This window comes from Streptosporangium sp. NPDC004631, from assembly GCF_053601935.1.
On record NZ_JBSGCR010000024.1, the window covers coordinates 95,650 to 111,710 of the forward strand.

The window sequence follows — 16,061 nt, forward strand, 5'->3', positions numbered from 1 at the left end:
ACGAGGTCCGCTTTCCACGTGAAGATCGACCGTTGCGCATCCGCATCCGCAGTTCCTGGTCACGACCGCCGAAGGGACCTGAGTCCGAAGTTCGTCGACGCCGGGGAAGTCCTGGACGAGAAGGGCCAGAATCACGGCTTGTTCCTCGGTTGACAGGCGGCGCTCGCTGGTCGACACCTCGCCAAAGTATCGAACCAGAGATTTCCCCTGGACCGGGTGTCGCTGATCGTTTTCAGGCTGCGCAGCCGTACGCCACCGTGGGCGGTTCCATGCCGGAGTCTGCGGAATAGGAATATACGTGGAACGACGTTGAGTGCCGCTTTGGCCCCCGGGCACCTACCTACCGCGCCTCGTCGGTGGCCGGTGATCGTTTGGTCATTCCCCGGGGCATCAGCAAGAACACTTTGGGCGACAGACGGTCCATGTCCCCGCCCCTGCCGAACACCAGGCCGGCGGCGAAGTCCACGAACTGCTTGGCCTCGTCGTTCGGCAGCTTGGTGAGGTCCATCACCACGGGGGTGCCCGTACGGAAGAAATGCCCCACGTAGAGCGCCTCGCTGTAGTTCCGAGGACAGAGTGTCTTGATCATTGCATCAGTCTCCACCGCCCACGATGGACGTCAAGCCCCCTTCCGGATCGGGGTACGGCACCGGGCCGTCACCGCCCTCGCGATCGCCTGACGCGGGCCGGCCGCCGTGCCTAGTGCTGTGACCGGAAACGTTCACCGGCGGTGGCCATGCCATCCGCCACGGCACTAGACCTGTTTCCCGGTGTTCGTTCCCGCGGCCCGCACAGCTAGCATCGGGTCCCGTGATCGTATGGCTCAACGGTACCCACGGCGCAGGCAAGACGACGACCAGTGTGCTCGTGCAGCAGCTGATCCCGGATTCACGGGTGTTCGACGCCGAGAAGGTCGGCGAGACACTCATGAACATCACGCCGGGGCTGCCCGGGACGGACAACTTCCAGCACTGGCCGCCGTGGCGGCCACTCGTCGTCGAGACCGCCCGCCGCGTACTCGACTACACCGGCGGCACTCTGGTGATGCCCATGACCGTCCTGGTGGAGCAGTACTGGCGCGAGATCAGCACGGGCCTCGCCCAACATGCCATTCCGGTACGGCACTTCGTCCTCCACGCTGACCAGGACACCCTCCGAGGGCGCATCGAGGGGGACACTCTTCTTGGCCCCTCCCCATTCCGTCTCAAATACCTTGAGCCCTACGCCGAAGCGGCCCGCACGTGGCTGCACGGCGAGGCCGAGGTCGTCGACACCACGCACCTCACGCCCGCCCAGGTCGCCCTGCAGATCGCAGAGGCCGTCAATGGTTGAGGTCCGCCCGCCACGCGAAAACAGGCGCGGGTGGCAACACTGACCGCCTCCTGCCAAAAAACCGCGTGGACTCCTTCACTGCTCCCGGTCCTTGCCTATGAGAACCCTGCCGGACACGTGTGCACCCCGGTGGACGTTTCCGGTCGCAGCAGTAGCCGGAGGCGGTCGACGGTCCGGAACTTCGCTTCTCGTCCCTGGAACATCTCGTACTTTGGGGTGCGATAGCAGGGGCGTTCAGGGTGGGCCGCGTATGCCATCTGACCCGCGGTGGATCAGATAGAGGGCCCATTGTGATCCGCGTCGGGAGGTGGCGGGTGATCGCACGGGATCAGGCTCAATCCTTTGACCGTATCGCCGAGGAGTACGACCGGCTGCACGAGTTGGTAGGAGACCATGTCGGGGGCTGGCTGCCGGAGGTGCTGCCCCTTTCCGGGCGGCGCGCGCTGGACCTGGGGTGTGGAGCGGGGCGGCACGCGGTGATCCTCGCCGAGCGGTTCGCCCAGGTCGACGCCGTCGATCTGTCCGGCTCGATGGTCGAACTGGCCCGCGGACGACGGTCTCGGCCGAACGTCGCCTATCGGCGGGCAGACCTGCTCGATGTCGAGGACGCGGGCCGCTACGACTTTGTGCTCAGTGCCGCCACCCTGCACCACGTACCCGATCTCAACGCCGCACTGCGTCGTATCAAAACCCTGGTGGCCCCGGGCGGGCGGGCCGTGCTCGTCGACACCGTCTCACCGCGGCCGGCCAACCCACGCTGGTGGCTGTACGGCGGCGAACTACGCAAACTCCTCCGTAACTCTGTCCGTCGGGGCCCCGCCGAGGCGTGGGAGATCTACCGGCTGTCGACCGGCGCATGGCTGGACCACCGGGTCAGCGATCGATACCTCAGCCGGGAACAGTTCGAGCGGGCATACCGACAGGTCTTCACCACCGCCGGGTTCGGCAACGTGGGCCGGGCACACGCCATGGTCTGGGACGCCCCCGACCACCCCGGCGGCACAGGTGCTCGGTCACGGCGATAGGGCACAGCTGCGCCGGTGCCGTGGTCCATGCCGTACGAGTGGGCTTTCACGCTCGCGTCCGCCGGTGTACGGATCTCGTCGGCGGTGATGCTCACCGCTCCGTCCGGGCCATCGGTCGGTGGGAAGAACTCGGCGGTGAGACAGTGGACATGGGGTTCGGGCGGTGCTGTCGCCGTACCGGACGGAGATCCGTGGCCGGAGCCGGCCGGAGGCGGAAGCAGGGGCGGGTGTCGTCATGTCCGGCGATCTTGGGCGGTGCCCGCCGGAACGGGGCCGATCGGATGAGCCGGGACAGGTTCACTCGGGCGGAGTGGTCTTCCGTTTCGAGGCCGGCGTGGGTGGAGGGGGCACCCGCGCCGTGGAGGTTGCTGTCGATCGGCGTCAGCCGGTGCTGCGCATCCAGATGGAGCCGGGGTTCTCGGTGGCGAGTGCCTTGGGGACGAGTTCGGGGTGTTCCTGCCAGAGCCAGGAGGAGAACAACAGGATCTCGTAGCCGGAGTTGCCGACGAGGAAGGCGTGCAGGAGGTAGTTCTCGGTCCAGTCGCGGCCCTCGCGTAGCCAGTCGTCGGGATAGTCGAACGGCCAGAAGACGTCGTGGACGTGGACCACGACCCCTGGTGCGAGCCGTGGCAGCACCTGCAGGAACAGCCAGAGCACGTCGGAGCCGGCCTTGGCGACGTGGGTGGAGTCGATGAACAGCAGGTCGCCCGACTCCAGCTTCGCGTAGGTTTCCAGGGGGACGTCCTGCACGGGGGAGCGCAGCAGGTTCAGCCGATCGGTGTCCCCGGGGCGGAGCAGGCCCAGCAGGCGGTCGGGGTAGGGCTCGACGCAGGTCAGCTCGACGGGGTAGTCGACGGTGTCCAGCGCGAGCGCGGTGGAGAAGCCGGAGCCGATCTCCATCACCCGCCTGGGCCGCTGGTGGCGGAGCATCGATCGGTACACGGCCGCGTCGGCGGGGCCGAACATGGAGTTCGACGGCGTGTATCTCGGTCCGTCGAACGGCTGGCCGAGCTCCTCGGCCAGGCTGGTGGCCAGCGCGACCTGCTCGGCCTCGTGGAGTTCGACGCCCGGGACACGGTCCCTGCCCGGGGTCCGTTTCCAGGCGACGGCCCGTCGCACGTCCGTCGCGGCGGTGAGCGGTGAGTAGAAGTGACCCGGGGGCACCCAGGGCGGAGTGGTGATGGCCGCACCCATCGCGCGCATGGTCCGTGTGGTGCGGCGCCGTAATGGCTCTGACATGAAAGCCTTTCCCCATCCTTCACATTGATACGTCCCGGCTAAGACGGTCGAAGGAGGGGTTCGGAGGACGTGAGAACCGGAATTTCCCAGGAAATGTCGGGTCGTGTGCCGATTCGGTCACTGACGTATCGCCTTTCCGGACCTGCCGCTTCACCTGCTCCGAATCACTTGTGTCTCGATGTTCCGCTTCCTGGCCGAGTCTCCGGTCGACGTATGAACCACCAGGCGGGAGAGGAGCGTGTCCGGGAGCCGGGTGGCACCCGATATCGAAGGGCGGAACGTGTCGCCCCGGACCCGGGGCTGATCACTTCCGGCCGACCGGAAAAGGCTCCGCCGTTCCGGTCGTCGGTGCCGTCCGGACGGCACCGCCCTCTGGGCCGACCGGAGACGGCGGGGCGGCCGGGCCGCGGGGAGTCTCGTCGAATGGGCGAGGCCGGATCAGCGAATTCGCTTCAACGTCAGCCACCAGGATGCCGCGGCGGCCACGAGTCCCAGCATGATCAGGCCGATCACCAGGCCATAGGGCAGGTCCACGGTCTGAGGTATGACAATCATCGTGATGAATGTGGCCATCAGTAGTTTCGCCCACCCATACGTCTGCGGATGGTGCTGATCACGGTTGCGGATCCACCGGGGCAGCCGCTCGGTTCTCAACACGTAAACTCCGAGCGCGCCGGCCGCGAAGGCGAACAGCATCGCAATCCCGGAGTGCACATTCATCTGGCTTGGCCTCCGTCACCTCTGCCGGGAGTGCGGATCGGCTGCCCGCCGGGGCATTGCTCCCACACTATTCATAGATTTCCGATTATGCCATACGGTTGACCGATCATTTGCGATAAAGGGGTGTGTTGGGGTGCGAATAAAGGTCTGTGATGATTCTTGTTGGAGATTACTGCTTCATCCTCCGGTTGATGAACATCCTCGTCCCGCTTTTCTCGGCTGACAATCCCTGCCCGCGCGCCGTGCCTCCCTCCTCGCCTGACCGAGGAAGCCGGTCCGCCTGTGCCGGGAGGTCCGTCTTCCGGTGTCGGACCGTGACCGGGTCCCGGAGGGCGACGTCCGGGTGGATCATCCCGATGACGTGGGGGAGGTGGGCGCGGTCGATCCGCAGGTCCCCGCCGTCCGTCTCTCCTGGGCGATCTGGTCGGCCGTCCTGGTCTGGTACTCCCGCTGCTGTTCCGGCGGCGGGGTGTAGCGCCATGAGCCGTCCTCGAAGAGGAAGTCGAAGCCCTCCGGGGTGCCGGACCGGGTCGCCTGGACCGTGGCGCCCTCGCCGGTGATCGTGACGGCGGTGATGGTGAACCGGGTGTCCCGCGTGGCCGGCGGGCAGAGCCGGAACAGTCTGACGTAGTCCTCGCGCCTGATCAGCTCCTGTGCCCGTGTGCTCCACAGGTCCCAGAAGTCGCCGTACGCCTCGCCGGCGTAGGTGTCGAGTGCGAGCTGGGCGGCCTGCCGTACCTCGGTCTCCGACCACTGGGAGTTCCGCGGAGCGGGGGAGGGTTCCGGTTCGGGGGCCGGGCTGAGCACCGTCACCACGGTGACGACCGCCCCGATGAGCACACCGACGATCATGATCACTATCGCGGCCAGTCCCCGGCCCGCCTCGCCCCGCGGTGGCCTGCCGTACCGCGGCGGGTGGTCCACGTGGGGCCTCCGAGGGCCGGCGGGGATGGACAGAGGTGATCTTAACTCCGGCCGCTCGTGATCGGCCACGACGGCGGGGGCGGCGGAGAGGCGACAGGGGGAGGGAGTGAGGGCGAGCGGGGATATGGGCGGTGGAGCAGAGGTCGACCTTTAGCGAAAAATGCACCATTCGTCCGAATTTAGGTCATCCTGAATGGGGAATTACTTCGCATGCGGGAACATTTAGGGTTCTATCGCCGTAGATGGTTCAAAGTGTGGGTCGGGATGATGGCACTCTCCGCCGCGCTCATCCTCATGACGGAGACGGTCGGCAACCGCGCGGTGATGCCGGCGGCCTTCTTCTACGGGGCGGCGTCCGGCCCCGTCGCCCTCCTCGTCGCCATCCACGACCGTACCGGGATCGGCGACACCGTACCGGGCATCACACTGGCGGGGATGTTCCTGTTCGGCGGGGGAGTCGCCCTCCTGCTCGGTGGATACCTCGACTCCCTCCTCATCCCCGACAAGAGCGACCCCACGATCCTGCGGGTCGGATGGATCGAGGAGGCGGCCAAGTTCGTTCCCCTCCTCGCCGTCGCGCTCACCCGCCGCCACCTCACCAAACCCGCCGGGGTCGCGCTGGGCCTGTCCTGCGCGACCGGGTTCGCGATCATGGAGTCGATGTCCTACGCCTGGAAGAGCATCAACCACGACAGCGCGGTCGGGGCGGGTGTGGTGCTGTTCATGCGGGGCCTCACCACACCGTTCAGCCATCTCGCCTGGACCGGCCTGATCTGCGCGATCGCCTTCGGGGTCTGGCAGTCCAGGGGGCGGGTCGTCGTCACGAGCGCCGTCACCGGGGTCTTCGCGGCGGCGGCCGTACTGCACTCGCTCAACGACGGCCTCCTCACCCTCGACCTTCCCGGCCCCGTCCGGCTTCTCTTCCCCGTCGTCGCGCTGGTGAGCTACTGGCTGTTCCACCGGGCCACCCTCGACCTGGCCCCCGCGGTGGCGCCTGTCCCGCGGCCGTCCCGCGCCTGACCTCCGCGCACCCGGGGTCGCGCCACCCGGAACGCGGGCCGGTGCTCCGGTCTTCACACCGGGGAGGACGTCAGTCGTACGGCTCGTCCGGCGTTTCGACCGTCACGAGGCTCGTGCCCGACAGCTCCGGATAGACCACCCCGTTGGGCATCGTGCCGAACGTGTGCGGGATCCAGGTGCCGGTGACCTCGACCCAGGTGTCCACGGGCGGCGCCTTGATCCCCCGGACCACGACCTTGAGCGGGAAGGCGTCCGCGGCGCAGCAGGCGATCCGCATGCGGGTGACGTACCACTGACCCGGCTTCTTCGACGGGGTGACGAAGCCGGTCAGCCTGACCTGGCGGCCGGTGAGGGACTTCTTGTCGTCGTCCCAGGCCCGGCCGATGAACTCGCCGATCGTCATGTCCACCGGACCGTCGCCGGTCAGCGGGGCGAAGGCGCCGATCGCGTGGCCGCGCGGTGGCGGGGTGTCGGATCGGGCGGCGGCGAACGAGCCCAGCGGCGGCGGCGCGACCAGGAAGACGGCGAACACCGGCAGGCACATCAGCCAGGCGACCCGGGGGCCGTCATGGGAGTGGCCGTGCCCGTCCTCCTGGGCGTGGGGCTCGGCGGGGAAGAACCGCCCCGGCCGGAGGCTCCGGAACAGCCCGGCGACACCCAGGACCACCAGCACCGCCCCCGCGATGATCAGAAACGGCCGGAAACCGGGCCTCACGTAGTTCAGGTAGATCGTGGAGAACGCCGAGATCCGCAGTACGGCGCAGCCGAGCAGGGTCAGGACCAGGTTCTGGGTCACGCGGTTCACAGCACGAGCCCTCCGACAAGGCTGCTCACCAGAACGGCGAGCACGAAGGTCAGCGGGACGAACCGGACCGCGAACGCCCTGCCGAACGTACCGGACTGCAGGGCGATCAACTTCAGGTCCACCATCGGCCCGACCACCAGGAAGGCCAGCTTCGCGGTCGGCGAGAACGCGGTCATCGAGGCCGCCACGAACGCGTCGGCCTCCGAGCAGACGGACAACAGCACCGCCAGCAGGGCCATCGTCAGGACGGCCGCCGCCGGCACCCCGGCCACCGAGGTCAGCCACTCCCGGGGAACCATGACGTTCAGGGTGGCGGCGGCCAGGCCGCCGAGGATGAGGAACCCGCCCGCGTGGAGCAGATCATGGCGCATCGCCTCACCGAACCGCGCCCACCCCGGCCCGTCCCCGTGCGGGCGGTCCGGGATCCGCAGCCACTCGCTACGGCCGAACCGCAGCCAGAGCCAGCCGGCCAGGACCGCCACGGCCAGCGACGCCCCGAACCTGGAGGCCACCATCATCGGCTGTCCGGGGAAGGCGACGGCGGTCGCGATCAGCACGACCGGGTTGACGGCCGGAGACGCGAGCAGGAAGGCCAGCGCGGCGGCCGGGGTCACCCCCCGGGCCATCAGGCCCGACGCCACCGGCACCGACGCGCACTCGCAGCCGGGCAGCACCGCGCCCGCCATCCCCGCGACGGGTACGGCGGCGGCCGGGTGGCCGGGCAGCGCCCTGGTCCAGAACGACGCCGGGACGAACGCGGTGATCGCGGCGGACAGGGCCACGCCGAAGACCAGGAAGGGCAGGGCCTGCACGCAGATCGCCACGAAGATCGTGGCCCAGGTCTGGAGCGCCGGCGAGGTCAGATGGGGCGTGAGCACGGACCGGCCCACGACCAGCAGGACGACGACGAGCGCGAACCCCCACGGCAGGGAGAGCCCCGGTGCGGTTTCGCGGCCCCAGGTATCCGGAGGAACCGTCCTGTCTCCGTCGTCCCAGGTGTTCCGCGGGTCGGTTCGCAGCTCGGGCACGTCCTCCATCGTGGCAGACTCGGTGGATGTTCCACGTGGAACATTCGAAGTGCGGCCCGTTCGAAGGGCGATCCGTTCGGGGCGCGGCCCGCTCAGGACGCGGCTGTGGGACGTGGCATGTTAGGAGCCTTGGAACATTCGGGACGCGGCACGTTCGCACGCGTGGCACGTCCGAAGCCGGACGGCAGCCGTCTCGGGCTAAAGCTGAGAGAGCAGCCATCTCGGGCCGGCGACCCCGGCACCCAGGGCGGTGACCCGTCCGCGCAGGCCCCGGTCGGCGGTGACCACCAGGACGCGCTCCCACCCGGCGGCATCCCGTACGGCCCGCACGATGGCGTCGTCGCCGCTCCCCGGAGCGGCGATCACCGAGACGCCGGGGATCTCGGCGACGCCCCTGGCGCCACCCTCGACGACCATCGTGAAGCGGGGGAACCACCGGACCAGGGCGGGAAGGGCGTCGGGTACGGCGCGCACCCCGCCCGCGCTCAGGGCGCCGACCTCGGAGAGCAGCTTGGCGGTGGCGCCGGCCCTGTCCCTCCACCAGCCGTGCTCGGCTCGGGCGCCGACGATGTTGGCGGCGTCGAGGACGACCAGCAGCGGGCCGAGCGCCTGACTGATCGTCGGCCAGGTCTCGGCGAACCCGGGGTGCAGTTCCCCGCTGGGAAGCTCGTCGGGGGCGAGCCAGCGCAGGTCGGCGCTCTCGTCGTTGGCCGGGGCCGCCTCCAGCAGGTCGGAGGCTTCGGCGATCACGGTGTGGAAGGACCAGCCGCCGTGGTCGTCGAGATACACCCCCTGGACCCGGAGGTCGCCGCCGTCCAGGGTGGCCTCCTCGCGGGCCTCGCGGAAGGCGCCCGCGACGGCGTCCTCGTGGCTGTCCAGGGCGCCGCCGGGCAGGCCCCAGGTGCCGCCGTGATGACTCCACGTGGAGCGTTTCTGCATCAGGACGCGGGGTGTCCCGGCGGGATCGTGGTGGACGGCGAGTAGTCCGGACGCACCGTGCACCCCCCAGTGCCGATGTCCGCGATCACACCGGGCCCACCCGTCTCCGTCCTTGGCCACCATGGCTCAATCATGCACCAGCAGGCGTCGGTTCCCAGGTGCGGGCCATGCTGGCATAGACCGATATATCAATATCCGGCCCCACCATTCCACCGCCCGGCCCACGGCCCCGCCTACTCCGGCCCCTCCGGGTCGCACCTCACGCGCACGATCACGGCACAGGCCGCACGCACCCACCGCTCCTCGGAAAGTCCCGGTGCTCTCCGCCGGACCACTCCGATATCCGAACGAGCGTCCACGCCGGTACTACCCGCCGCTCTTGCTGAAGTGCTGATAGTCCTTGATGCCCGACCAGTAGCCGCCCCACTCCCAGCCGACCCGCTGGAACGCCCTGACCACCCGGTCGCCGGGGTTGATCACGCCCGGGGCGTGCACCGGGCGCCGGGCGAACCTGCGGGCGTTCTTGTGGGCCACCGTGCCGTTCGCGGACACGTAGGGGTTCTCGCGGGGGTTGAGGTCGATGGCCCTGCCGTACGCGTGCTGGGACCAGTTGCTCGACCCGGTCGCCGGACGGCAGTTGAACGCCGAGGTGTTGTCGGCCTCGATGGAGTCGAAGTCGTCGCCCTTGTAGGCGTCGACGGGTTCCATCTTGTAAATCGGCCAGCGCCAGCCGTACAGGCGGCCGAAGACCGTCACGACGGCGTCGGTGGCGTCCTTGTGCACGACCAGGTCGCCGGTGTGCGGCCTGTCGTCGAACCCCCAGTAGGTCATCGTGACCATCCGCAGGTCGCCGATCGGGACCGGGCAGCCGGGCCGCCAGGAGTAGCGCAGCCGGTCGCGGGTGACCTTGGAGATCTTGGCGGAGAACGGTGGCGGCCCCGCGGGGGCCGGGCTCGCGGAGGGCGGCGGTGCCGTGGAGGCCGGTTGCGGGGACGTCGAGCCGGACTGCGCCGGCCGCGCCGGGGACTGGGTCGGGGACTGGGAGTGCTGCTGGGTGGCCTGCCGGGGCTGCGCGGGCTGCCCGGACTGCGGGGCGGCGGTCGCGCCGCACGCCGCCGCCGCGAGGCAGCCGGTGGCCACCGCCAGCGTCGCCTGGATGCGCATCACGGATCGTGAGCCTCTCATCTGTCGCCGCTCCACTCGCCGTCCCACGCCGGATAAAGAGGACAGGCCCTCATTGTAGTTTCCCGGCTACCGCGAGGTCATGGCAGGCGACGACCAGGCCGTACAGGGACGACGTTCCCGGGTCCGGGTCCGGGGCCGGGGCCGAGTCCAGGGCTGGGGTCGGGGCGCGGTTGCCCGGGATGTGTCCGGAGACCGGGCAACCGCCTGGAACCCGCCCCTGAGCTGGGCCGTTGCCTCTCATCGGCGAGGTGTCCGGGTTTTTAGCCGGGCTTTTCTTCGAAACTCTCGCCCTTGTGTTCGAAGTGGCGCTACAGTCGGTGGCATTGGATCGAACACGGGTTCGGACGGGTGTCCACCCGGGGGAGGGGTGTGTCATGGCGATGCTCGCGATGTCGCCCGCGGCCCACGCCCCGGTTCCGCGGGTTTCCGTCCGGCGTCACGCGACACGCCGTAGCGCTTTCTACGGAAATCTACGACGGCCGCTATATCCCGTCATAAAGTCCGAGAGCGTGGACCCCGTGCGCAATCCCTACGCCCCAGGTGCCGGGCAACGCCCTCCGGAGCTCGCTGGGCGTGACCGTGAGCTGCAGCAGTTCGAAATCGTGCTGGAACGGGTGGCCCGAGGTCGCCCGGAGCGGAGCATGGTCGTCACCGGCCTGCGGGGCGTGGGCAAGACCGTCCTGCTCAACACCTTCAAGTCGATGGCCATGCAGCGGCTCTGGGGCACGGGGAAGATAGAGGCCCGGCCCGACCAGTCGATCCGGCGCCCGGTGGCCGCCGCGCTGCACCTCGCGGTCCGTGAGCTGGCGCCCAGGCACCGGGCGCCCGAGCGGATCGAGGAGTTCCTCGGCGTGCTCAAGGCGTTCGCGATGCGCGACCCCGGCGCGGCCAAGGGCACCTCGCACTGGTCGCCGGGGATCGACGTGCCGGCCGCCCGGGGGCGCGCCGACTCCGGAGACCTGGAGATCGACCTCACCGAGCTGTTCGTCGACGCCGCCGGGGTCGCCACCGATCTGGGGGTCGGCATCGCCCTGTTCATCGACGAGATGCAGGATGTGCAGGCCCCCGACGTCTCCGCGCTCTGCGCGGCCTGCCACGAGCTCTCCCAGAGCGGAGGGCCGCTGATCGTGGTCGGCGCCGGTCTGCCGCACCTGCCCAGTGTGCTGTCGGCCAGCAAGAGTTACTCCGAGCGGCTGTTCCGCTACGCCAGGATCGACCGGCTCGACCGGGAGGCGGCCGACCAGGCGCTCATCGCCCCCGCCGAGAGCGAGGGGGTGGAGTTCACCCAGGAGGCCCTCGACGCGCTCTACGAGGCGGCCGACGGCTACCCCTACTTCGTTCAGGCGTACGGCAAGGTCGCCTGGGACCTGGCGCTGTCCAGTCCGATCACCGCCGACGACATCAAGGTCTCCGCGCCGGAGGCCGAGGAGGAGCTCGCGGTTGGTTTCTTCGGCAGTCGTTACGAGCGGGCCACCCCCGCCGAGCGCGACTACATGCACGCGATGGCCTCCATCGGCGACGAGCCGGTGGCCACCGCCGAGGTGGCCGAAGGTCTCGGACGCAAGCCGTCCAGCCTCTCCCCGGCCCGTGACAGCCTGATCAAGAAGGGCCTGATCTACAGCGCCGAGCGCGGGCTGATCGCGTTCACCGTGCCGCACTTCGGAAAGTTTCTGCGTTCTCAACCTGTCTGAACATGTGTTCGATATACTGTGGCGGGGCCCTAGACCTCTATACGGCTCTCTAGTGGGGAAGCTAGAGAGCCGTATAGAGCTGAATCATGCCGTCCTAGAAAAATCTAGGCACCTCTAGCGTCCGGCCGATACAGGCATAGATTCCGGCAGAGGCGCCGACTCGACCGGCCGGCCGTCGACGCCGACCATCGCCGCCCGCACCGCCGGGTGCCGTCCGCTGAGATAGACCGCGAAGACCACGTCCACCGGTTCGCCCGCCCGGCTTCGCCCCGGATAGACGAAGAACCCCCAGCAGAGCTCCCGCCAGCTGTCGACCGGATCGGTGCCGGTCAGCACGTCCTTGTGCGAGCGCCAGGCCGCGCTCGAACGCAGGCGGCCGAGCGCGCTCGCCGGGTCGAACGGACGCTGCTCGCACGGAGCGCGATAACGGAGCCGGACGGCCACCTCCTCGATCTCCGGTGAGAGTACGGCGAGCAGCAGCAGCCCTCCGGCCGTGGCCAGCGCCTGCGACCACGTCATGCCCGTCATCAGCGTCCAGCCGGAGATCGGCGGAGCCCAGGCCAGCCCCGCCGCCATGGCGGTCAGCACCATGGTGCGTCCCAGCGAACGCCGTCCCACCGGGATGGCGCTGACCTCGCCGAAACAGCCGCAGCCCACGTCCGGGCGGCGTCGCCTCAGCTCCCACAGCACGTAGGTGGAGATCGCGAAGAACGCCGCCGCGCTCCAGCGGAACGCCAGGTGGCCCGTGGCCATCAGGCCGGCCAGCAGGGCCGTCTCTCCCGCGGCGCAGCCGAGCAGGACGGGCGCGCGCCAGCGGTCGGCCACCAGCACCGCCGGTCCGAGCCTGCTCAGCACACCCGGTCCCGGCTCCCCCCTGGCCGTCCACACCTTGGCGAACGCGCCCGCCGCCAGCAACGCACCCAGCACCGGGAGCTGCGCGGTGGCGATCGTCGTCAACATCTGTGTCACCCCAATCCGACTCGGGTGTTGAAGCACCCCTTGGTCAGCTCCCCGCCGAGCTCCACGAAGGAGGCCGGCGACAACTCCACGACCCGGCCCCGCGCGGAGGTGCCGCACTCCAGGCAGCGGTCGCAGAACCGGCCCGCCAGGCAGCCGCACGCCACGATCGGCAGGATCGCGGCGCGCCCGGCGCACACGTTACGTACGTTGAGCGTCGAGCCCAGCGCGAGATAAGGCAGTCCGGTACAGGACACCCCGGCATCCTGGCAGCCGCTGTCGGACCGCTCCAACATTGGATAGGCCGCCCCCCGTTCGCCCCAGTCGAAGGTGTCCGACCAGGTGCAGGTACCCGAGATGCGGGACTGCGCGCCGCTGTAGCCGGGGGGCGGTTCCGGGGCGGACGTCCACCGGTAGGGCGGCTGCGAGGTCGCGGGCAGGCGCGCGTGAGCGGCGCCGTCCTCACGGACTCCGATGGCGTCGAACAGATAGCCCGGCTCGAACTTCGGATGGCGGACCCGCAGCCGCCCCGAGGCGCCGTAGGGGATGACGATCGTGCGCCTGCCACGGTGCGGGCCGCAGTACAGCTCCATGGTGCGATCTCCGGACCCGGCGCCAATGGACTGGATCACGCCGGTGATCCGGGTGATGTCCGCCCAGATCCGGTCCGCGACCCGGCCGCCCTGAAGCGCTCTGATGATCACGTGGGCGCCCACCGGCAGGTCGGCCGGAGCGACGGTCTCGCCGCGCCAGGCGGTCGCCCACGGCGCGACGGCGAGTCGTTCCTCCCCGCCCTCCGGGGTGTCGATGATGATCAGATGTGGGCTGACGTCCAGAATCTCGCCGATGACCGAGCACAGGGGCTCGTCCTCGTCCGAGACCGGCCCAGGTTCGGCGACGGGGCGGCCGAGCGCGGCCGCGGCCAGAACACGGCGGCGGTCAGCGCTGTGATACGGCATCGTCACTCCCACGTTCGCTGAGTTTCCCCAGTCAGCGTCACATGTCCGTCGCGGTCTCGCCGTTTGCTTCATCAATAATTCCGGCAGGTGTCCGACCAGGTATCAAAATTCCTATCCCTGGTAGAACGCGTTGTTATCTACTTTGGGGCAAATCATCGTCAACGGTACTTCGGACTTCCATTACCGCGTCGAGTCGGTCTTTGCCGTCGACAGGACAAAATATGGATTTTAGTTCAGCCGAATCGGGGGCTCCGGCTGCGATTCTGGCCACGAGACGCACCTGACCACGGGCTGGTGATCGCGGTGACCGGCGGGAACCACGAGGAGTTCCACGAGTATGTCGTTGCTCGCGGTGCTGCGCTGCTGCGCGCCGCCTATCAGCTCACCGGACACCCCAGCGACGCCGAGGACCTCCTCCAGGCCGCTCTCTTCAAGACCTACCTGGCCTGGGACCGCATCCAGAATCGCGCGGCCCTGGACGCCTATGTGCGCAGGGCGATGGTCAACATCAACATCTCCTGGTGGCGGCGGCGCAGGCTGGATGAGTATCCGTCGGAGGAGATCCCGGAGCCGGCCCTCGCCGGAGGCAACGGCCACCTGCCCGAACAGGTGGAACAGGCCCTCGACCGGCTGCCCACCCGGATGCGGACCGCCGTCGTGCTCCGCTACTACGAGGACATGACCGAACCCGAGATCGCCAGGGCGCTGGGGATCAGCGTCGGCACGGTCAAGAGCACGGTCTCGCGGGCCATCGCCCGGCTCAGGGGCGATCTCACCATCCCGGAGCAGCGGCAACTGGAGCCGCAGCCCTGACGCTCTCTCGGTCCACTCGGTTCAGCCGACCCTCCCGGCTCGCTCCTCTCTGCCCTCTCCGCAGGCCGGCGCGGGCTCGGCGCCCGCCGTGGCGCATGGCCGTACGGCGTCGCGGATGATCCGCAGCGCGGTCAGGAAGGCGTCGAGCTGCTCGGGGGAGAGCAGGCCGGTGAACCAGTTCTCGATGTCGGCCAGGTGCTGCGGGAGCACGGCTCCGAGCCGGTCGGTGCCCGCCTCGGTGATGACCGCGTAGGAGGACCGGCGGTCGGTGGGGCAGGCCTGTCTCACGACCAGCCCCTCGCGCTCCAGTCTGTCCACCACCCGGGTCACTCCGCTGGTGGAAAGGTTGGTCTGCGCGGCCAGGTCGCTCATCCGCAGACGCCGGCAGGGCGAGCGCGCCAGTCGTATGAGGGTTTCGAAGTCGATGTCCGAGAGTCCCGCCGCGGCGAAGGACAGGTGCGCCTTCGCCGAGAGGCCGCTGAAGGCCTCGGCCAGCAGTCCCATCGCCGTGAGCCGGGAGTCGTCAAAGGGGATCACGATCACACTGTATCCGACGATAGTTGACGAGAGGAATATTCCTCATGTAGAAATCTGTTGACGCAAACATCTACGTAGCAAGTACCTCATCGGGAGTAGACATGACCACTCGGACCTGGGAAGACCTTCAGCTCCCCGCCCCCGGCACCTTCGTCCTTGACGTGGCCCACACCCGGATCGGCTTCGTCGTCAAGCACATGATGGTGAGCAGGGTCCGCGGCAACTTCGGCGAGTTCTCCGGCACCGTCACGGTCGCGGAGAACCCCCTGGAGTCCTCGGCCCAGCTCACGATCAAGGCCGAGAGTATCGGCACCGGTGTCCCGGACCGTGACGCTCATCTGCGTAGCGACGACTTCCTCGCGGTGGAGAAGTTTCCCGAGCTCACCTTCCGCAGCACCCGCGTGACCGGTTACTCCGACGGCGAGTTCACCGTGCTCGGCGACCTCGTCATCCGTGACGTCACCAGGCAGGTCAAGCTCACCGTCGAGTACGGCGGCGCGGGCGCCAGCCCGTGGGGGCAGGAGCTGTGGGGGTTCTCCATCACGACCGAGATCGACCGCGAGGAGTTCGGCCTGACCTGGAACCAGGCCCTGGAGGCCGGTGGCGTCGTGGTCGGCAAGAAGATCAAGATTGAGATCGAGGGCGAGGCCAACCCCGCGTGACCCGTGCGGGGACTCCCCTTCCCGTGCGACGCGGGGGAGTCCCCGCTGCGTCCGTGGAGTGAGACTCCTGGTCTTGCACAGCGAAAATCCCCAGTCCGGCAGCCGGATCCAGCTGGGAAATCCTGGTTCTGGGTTGCGTCCACGGAGGTGGTGTACGAGTTTCCCCAGGTGGTGGGCGTGGCGCCGTGAAATGAGGACGGCCATCGCGTGATCCTTCAGGTTGCT

General features: G+C 68.9%; 17 protein-coding genes. 6 read left to right on the forward strand and 11 right to left on the reverse strand.

From position 1 onward, the window contains the following. Positions 1-340: 340 nt before the first annotated feature. Positions 341-589: a cell division protein SepF gene (locus ACWEF2_RS22800; protein WP_453818193.1), complete on the reverse strand. Its 249-nt coding sequence runs from the start codon at positions 587-589 to the stop codon at positions 341-343. Positions 590-810: 221 nt separating this feature from the next. Here ACWEF2_RS22800 and ACWEF2_RS22805 point away from each other — a divergent pair, with 221 nt between their 5' ends. Beyond that, the gene (locus ACWEF2_RS22805) at positions 811-1,332 is read left to right on the forward strand and encodes an ATP-binding protein (protein ID WP_453818195.1); all 522 of its coding nucleotides are present in this window, start codon (positions 811-813) and stop codon (positions 1,330-1,332) included. A 314-nt stretch (positions 1,333-1,646) separates the two neighbouring features. Continuing rightward, entirely contained in the window at positions 1,647-2,357 is a 711-nt protein-coding gene (locus ACWEF2_RS22810) for a class I SAM-dependent methyltransferase (RefSeq protein ID WP_453818197.1), read from the forward strand. Positions 2,358-2,738: 381 nt separating this feature from the next. On the opposite strand, the gene ACWEF2_RS22815 is transcribed toward ACWEF2_RS22810, so the two are convergent. From ACWEF2_RS22815 to ACWEF2_RS22825, 3 genes are all read right to left on the reverse strand, one after another. Next, entirely contained in the window at positions 2,739-3,596 is an 858-nt protein-coding gene (locus tag ACWEF2_RS22815; protein ID WP_453818199.1) for a class I SAM-dependent methyltransferase, read from the reverse strand. Between the two features lie 438 nt (positions 3,597-4,034). Continuing rightward, the gene (locus ACWEF2_RS22820; protein ID WP_453818201.1) at positions 4,035-4,316 is read right to left on the reverse strand and encodes a hypothetical protein; all 282 of its coding nucleotides are present in this window, start codon (positions 4,314-4,316) and stop codon (positions 4,035-4,037) included. Between the two features lie 348 nt (positions 4,317-4,664). Next, positions 4,665-5,240 carry a hypothetical protein gene (locus tag ACWEF2_RS22825; RefSeq protein ID WP_453818203.1) on the reverse strand — a complete coding sequence of 192 codons (576 nt, stop codon included), beginning with the start codon at positions 5,238-5,240 and terminating at the stop codon, positions 4,665-4,667. Positions 5,241-5,504: 264 nt separating this feature from the next. Here ACWEF2_RS22825 and ACWEF2_RS22830 point away from each other — a divergent pair, with 264 nt between their 5' ends. Next, on the forward strand, positions 5,505-6,260 hold the full coding sequence (locus ACWEF2_RS22830) for a PrsW family glutamic-type intramembrane protease (protein ID WP_453818205.1): 756 nt from the start codon (positions 5,505-5,507) through the stop codon (positions 6,258-6,260). A 70-nt stretch (positions 6,261-6,330) separates the two neighbouring features. Here the strand turns inward: ACWEF2_RS22830 and ACWEF2_RS22835 are convergent, their stop codons facing one another. The 4 genes from ACWEF2_RS22835 to ACWEF2_RS22850 all read right to left on the reverse strand — a co-directional run bounded on the left by ACWEF2_RS22835 (position 6,331) and on the right by ACWEF2_RS22850 (position 10,217). After that, positions 6,331-7,065, reverse strand: a complete 735-nt coding sequence (locus tag ACWEF2_RS22835) for a TIGR03943 family putative permease subunit (RefSeq protein ID WP_453818207.1) — start codon at positions 7,063-7,065, stop codon at positions 6,331-6,333. After that, a complete protein-coding gene (locus tag ACWEF2_RS22840; protein ID WP_453818209.1) occupies positions 7,062-8,102 on the reverse strand; it encodes a permease in 1,041 nt (346 codons plus the stop codon). The genes ACWEF2_RS22835 and ACWEF2_RS22840 overlap by 4 nt, the downstream gene beginning before the upstream one ends. A 189-nt stretch (positions 8,103-8,291) precedes the next feature. Beyond that, positions 8,292-9,155: an NUDIX hydrolase gene (locus ACWEF2_RS22845; RefSeq protein ID WP_453818211.1), complete on the reverse strand. Its 864-nt coding sequence runs from the start codon at positions 9,153-9,155 to the stop codon at positions 8,292-8,294. A 243-nt stretch (positions 9,156-9,398) separates the two neighbouring features. Then, a complete protein-coding gene (locus tag ACWEF2_RS22850) occupies positions 9,399-10,217 on the reverse strand; it encodes a M15 family metallopeptidase (RefSeq protein ID WP_453818213.1) in 819 nt (272 codons plus the stop codon). Positions 10,218-10,735: 518 nt separating this feature from the next. Between ACWEF2_RS22850 and ACWEF2_RS22855 the strand changes: the two genes are divergently transcribed. Further along, positions 10,736-11,908, forward strand: a complete 1,173-nt coding sequence (locus ACWEF2_RS22855; protein WP_453818215.1) for an AAA family ATPase — start codon at positions 10,736-10,738, stop codon at positions 11,906-11,908. Between the two features lie 114 nt (positions 11,909-12,022). Here ACWEF2_RS22855 and ACWEF2_RS22860 read toward each other — a convergent pair whose 3' ends face one another. Then, positions 12,023-12,868, reverse strand: coding sequence for a MauE/DoxX family redox-associated membrane protein (locus ACWEF2_RS22860; RefSeq protein ID WP_453818217.1), 846 nt, complete (start codon positions 12,866-12,868; stop codon positions 12,023-12,025). A 5-nt stretch (positions 12,869-12,873) separates the two neighbouring features. Continuing rightward, complete coding sequence (locus ACWEF2_RS22865; RefSeq protein WP_453818219.1) at positions 12,874-13,824, reverse strand: hypothetical protein; 951 nt, start codon at positions 13,822-13,824, stop codon at positions 12,874-12,876. Between the two features lie 294 nt (positions 13,825-14,118). On the opposite strand from ACWEF2_RS22865, the gene ACWEF2_RS22870 reads away from it, so the two are divergent. Then, complete coding sequence (locus tag ACWEF2_RS22870; RefSeq protein WP_453818221.1) at positions 14,119-14,637, forward strand: SigE family RNA polymerase sigma factor; 519 nt, start codon at positions 14,119-14,121, stop codon at positions 14,635-14,637. A 21-nt stretch (positions 14,638-14,658) separates the two neighbouring features. On the opposite strand, the gene ACWEF2_RS22875 is transcribed toward ACWEF2_RS22870, so the two are convergent. Next, a complete protein-coding gene (locus ACWEF2_RS22875; protein ID WP_453818222.1) occupies positions 14,659-15,174 on the reverse strand; it encodes a MarR family winged helix-turn-helix transcriptional regulator in 516 nt (171 codons plus the stop codon). A 101-nt stretch (positions 15,175-15,275) separates the two neighbouring features. Here ACWEF2_RS22875 and ACWEF2_RS22880 point away from each other — a divergent pair, with 101 nt between their 5' ends. Then, on the forward strand, positions 15,276-15,836 hold the full coding sequence (locus tag ACWEF2_RS22880) for a YceI family protein (RefSeq protein WP_453818224.1): 561 nt from the start codon (positions 15,276-15,278) through the stop codon (positions 15,834-15,836). The last annotated feature ends 225 nt before the right edge of the window (positions 15,837-16,061 follow it).

Coding starts and splice junctions, on each gene's coding strand:
- ACWEF2_RS22800 (WP_453818193.1), bottom strand. CDS start 589: ATGATCAAGACACTCTGTCCTCGGAACTACAGCGAGGCGCTCTACGTG.
- ACWEF2_RS22815 (WP_453818199.1), bottom strand. CDS start 3,596: ATGTCAGAGCCATTACGGCGCCGCACCACACGGACCATGCGCGCGATG.
- ACWEF2_RS22820 (WP_453818201.1), bottom strand. CDS start 4,316: ATGAATGTGCACTCCGGGATTGCGATGCTGTTCGCCTTCGCGGCCGGC.
- ACWEF2_RS22830 (WP_453818205.1), top strand. CDS start 5,505: ATGATGGCACTCTCCGCCGCGCTCATCCTCATGACGGAGACGGTCGGC.
- ACWEF2_RS22840 (WP_453818209.1), bottom strand. CDS start 8,102: ATGGAGGACGTGCCCGAGCTGCGAACCGACCCGCGGAACACCTGGGAC.
- ACWEF2_RS22845 (WP_453818211.1), bottom strand. CDS start 9,155: ATGGTGGCCAAGGACGGAGACGGGTGGGCCCGGTGTGATCGCGGACAT.
- ACWEF2_RS22850 (WP_453818213.1), bottom strand. CDS start 10,217: ATGAGAGGCTCACGATCCGTGATGCGCATCCAGGCGACGCTGGCGGTG.
- ACWEF2_RS22860 (WP_453818217.1), bottom strand. CDS start 12,868: ATGTTGACGACGATCGCCACCGCGCAGCTCCCGGTGCTGGGTGCGTTG.
- ACWEF2_RS22865 (WP_453818219.1), bottom strand. CDS start 13,824: ATGCCGTATCACAGCGCTGACCGCCGCCGTGTTCTGGCCGCGGCCGCG.
- ACWEF2_RS22880 (WP_453818224.1), top strand. CDS start 15,276: ATGACCACTCGGACCTGGGAAGACCTTCAGCTCCCCGCCCCCGGCACC.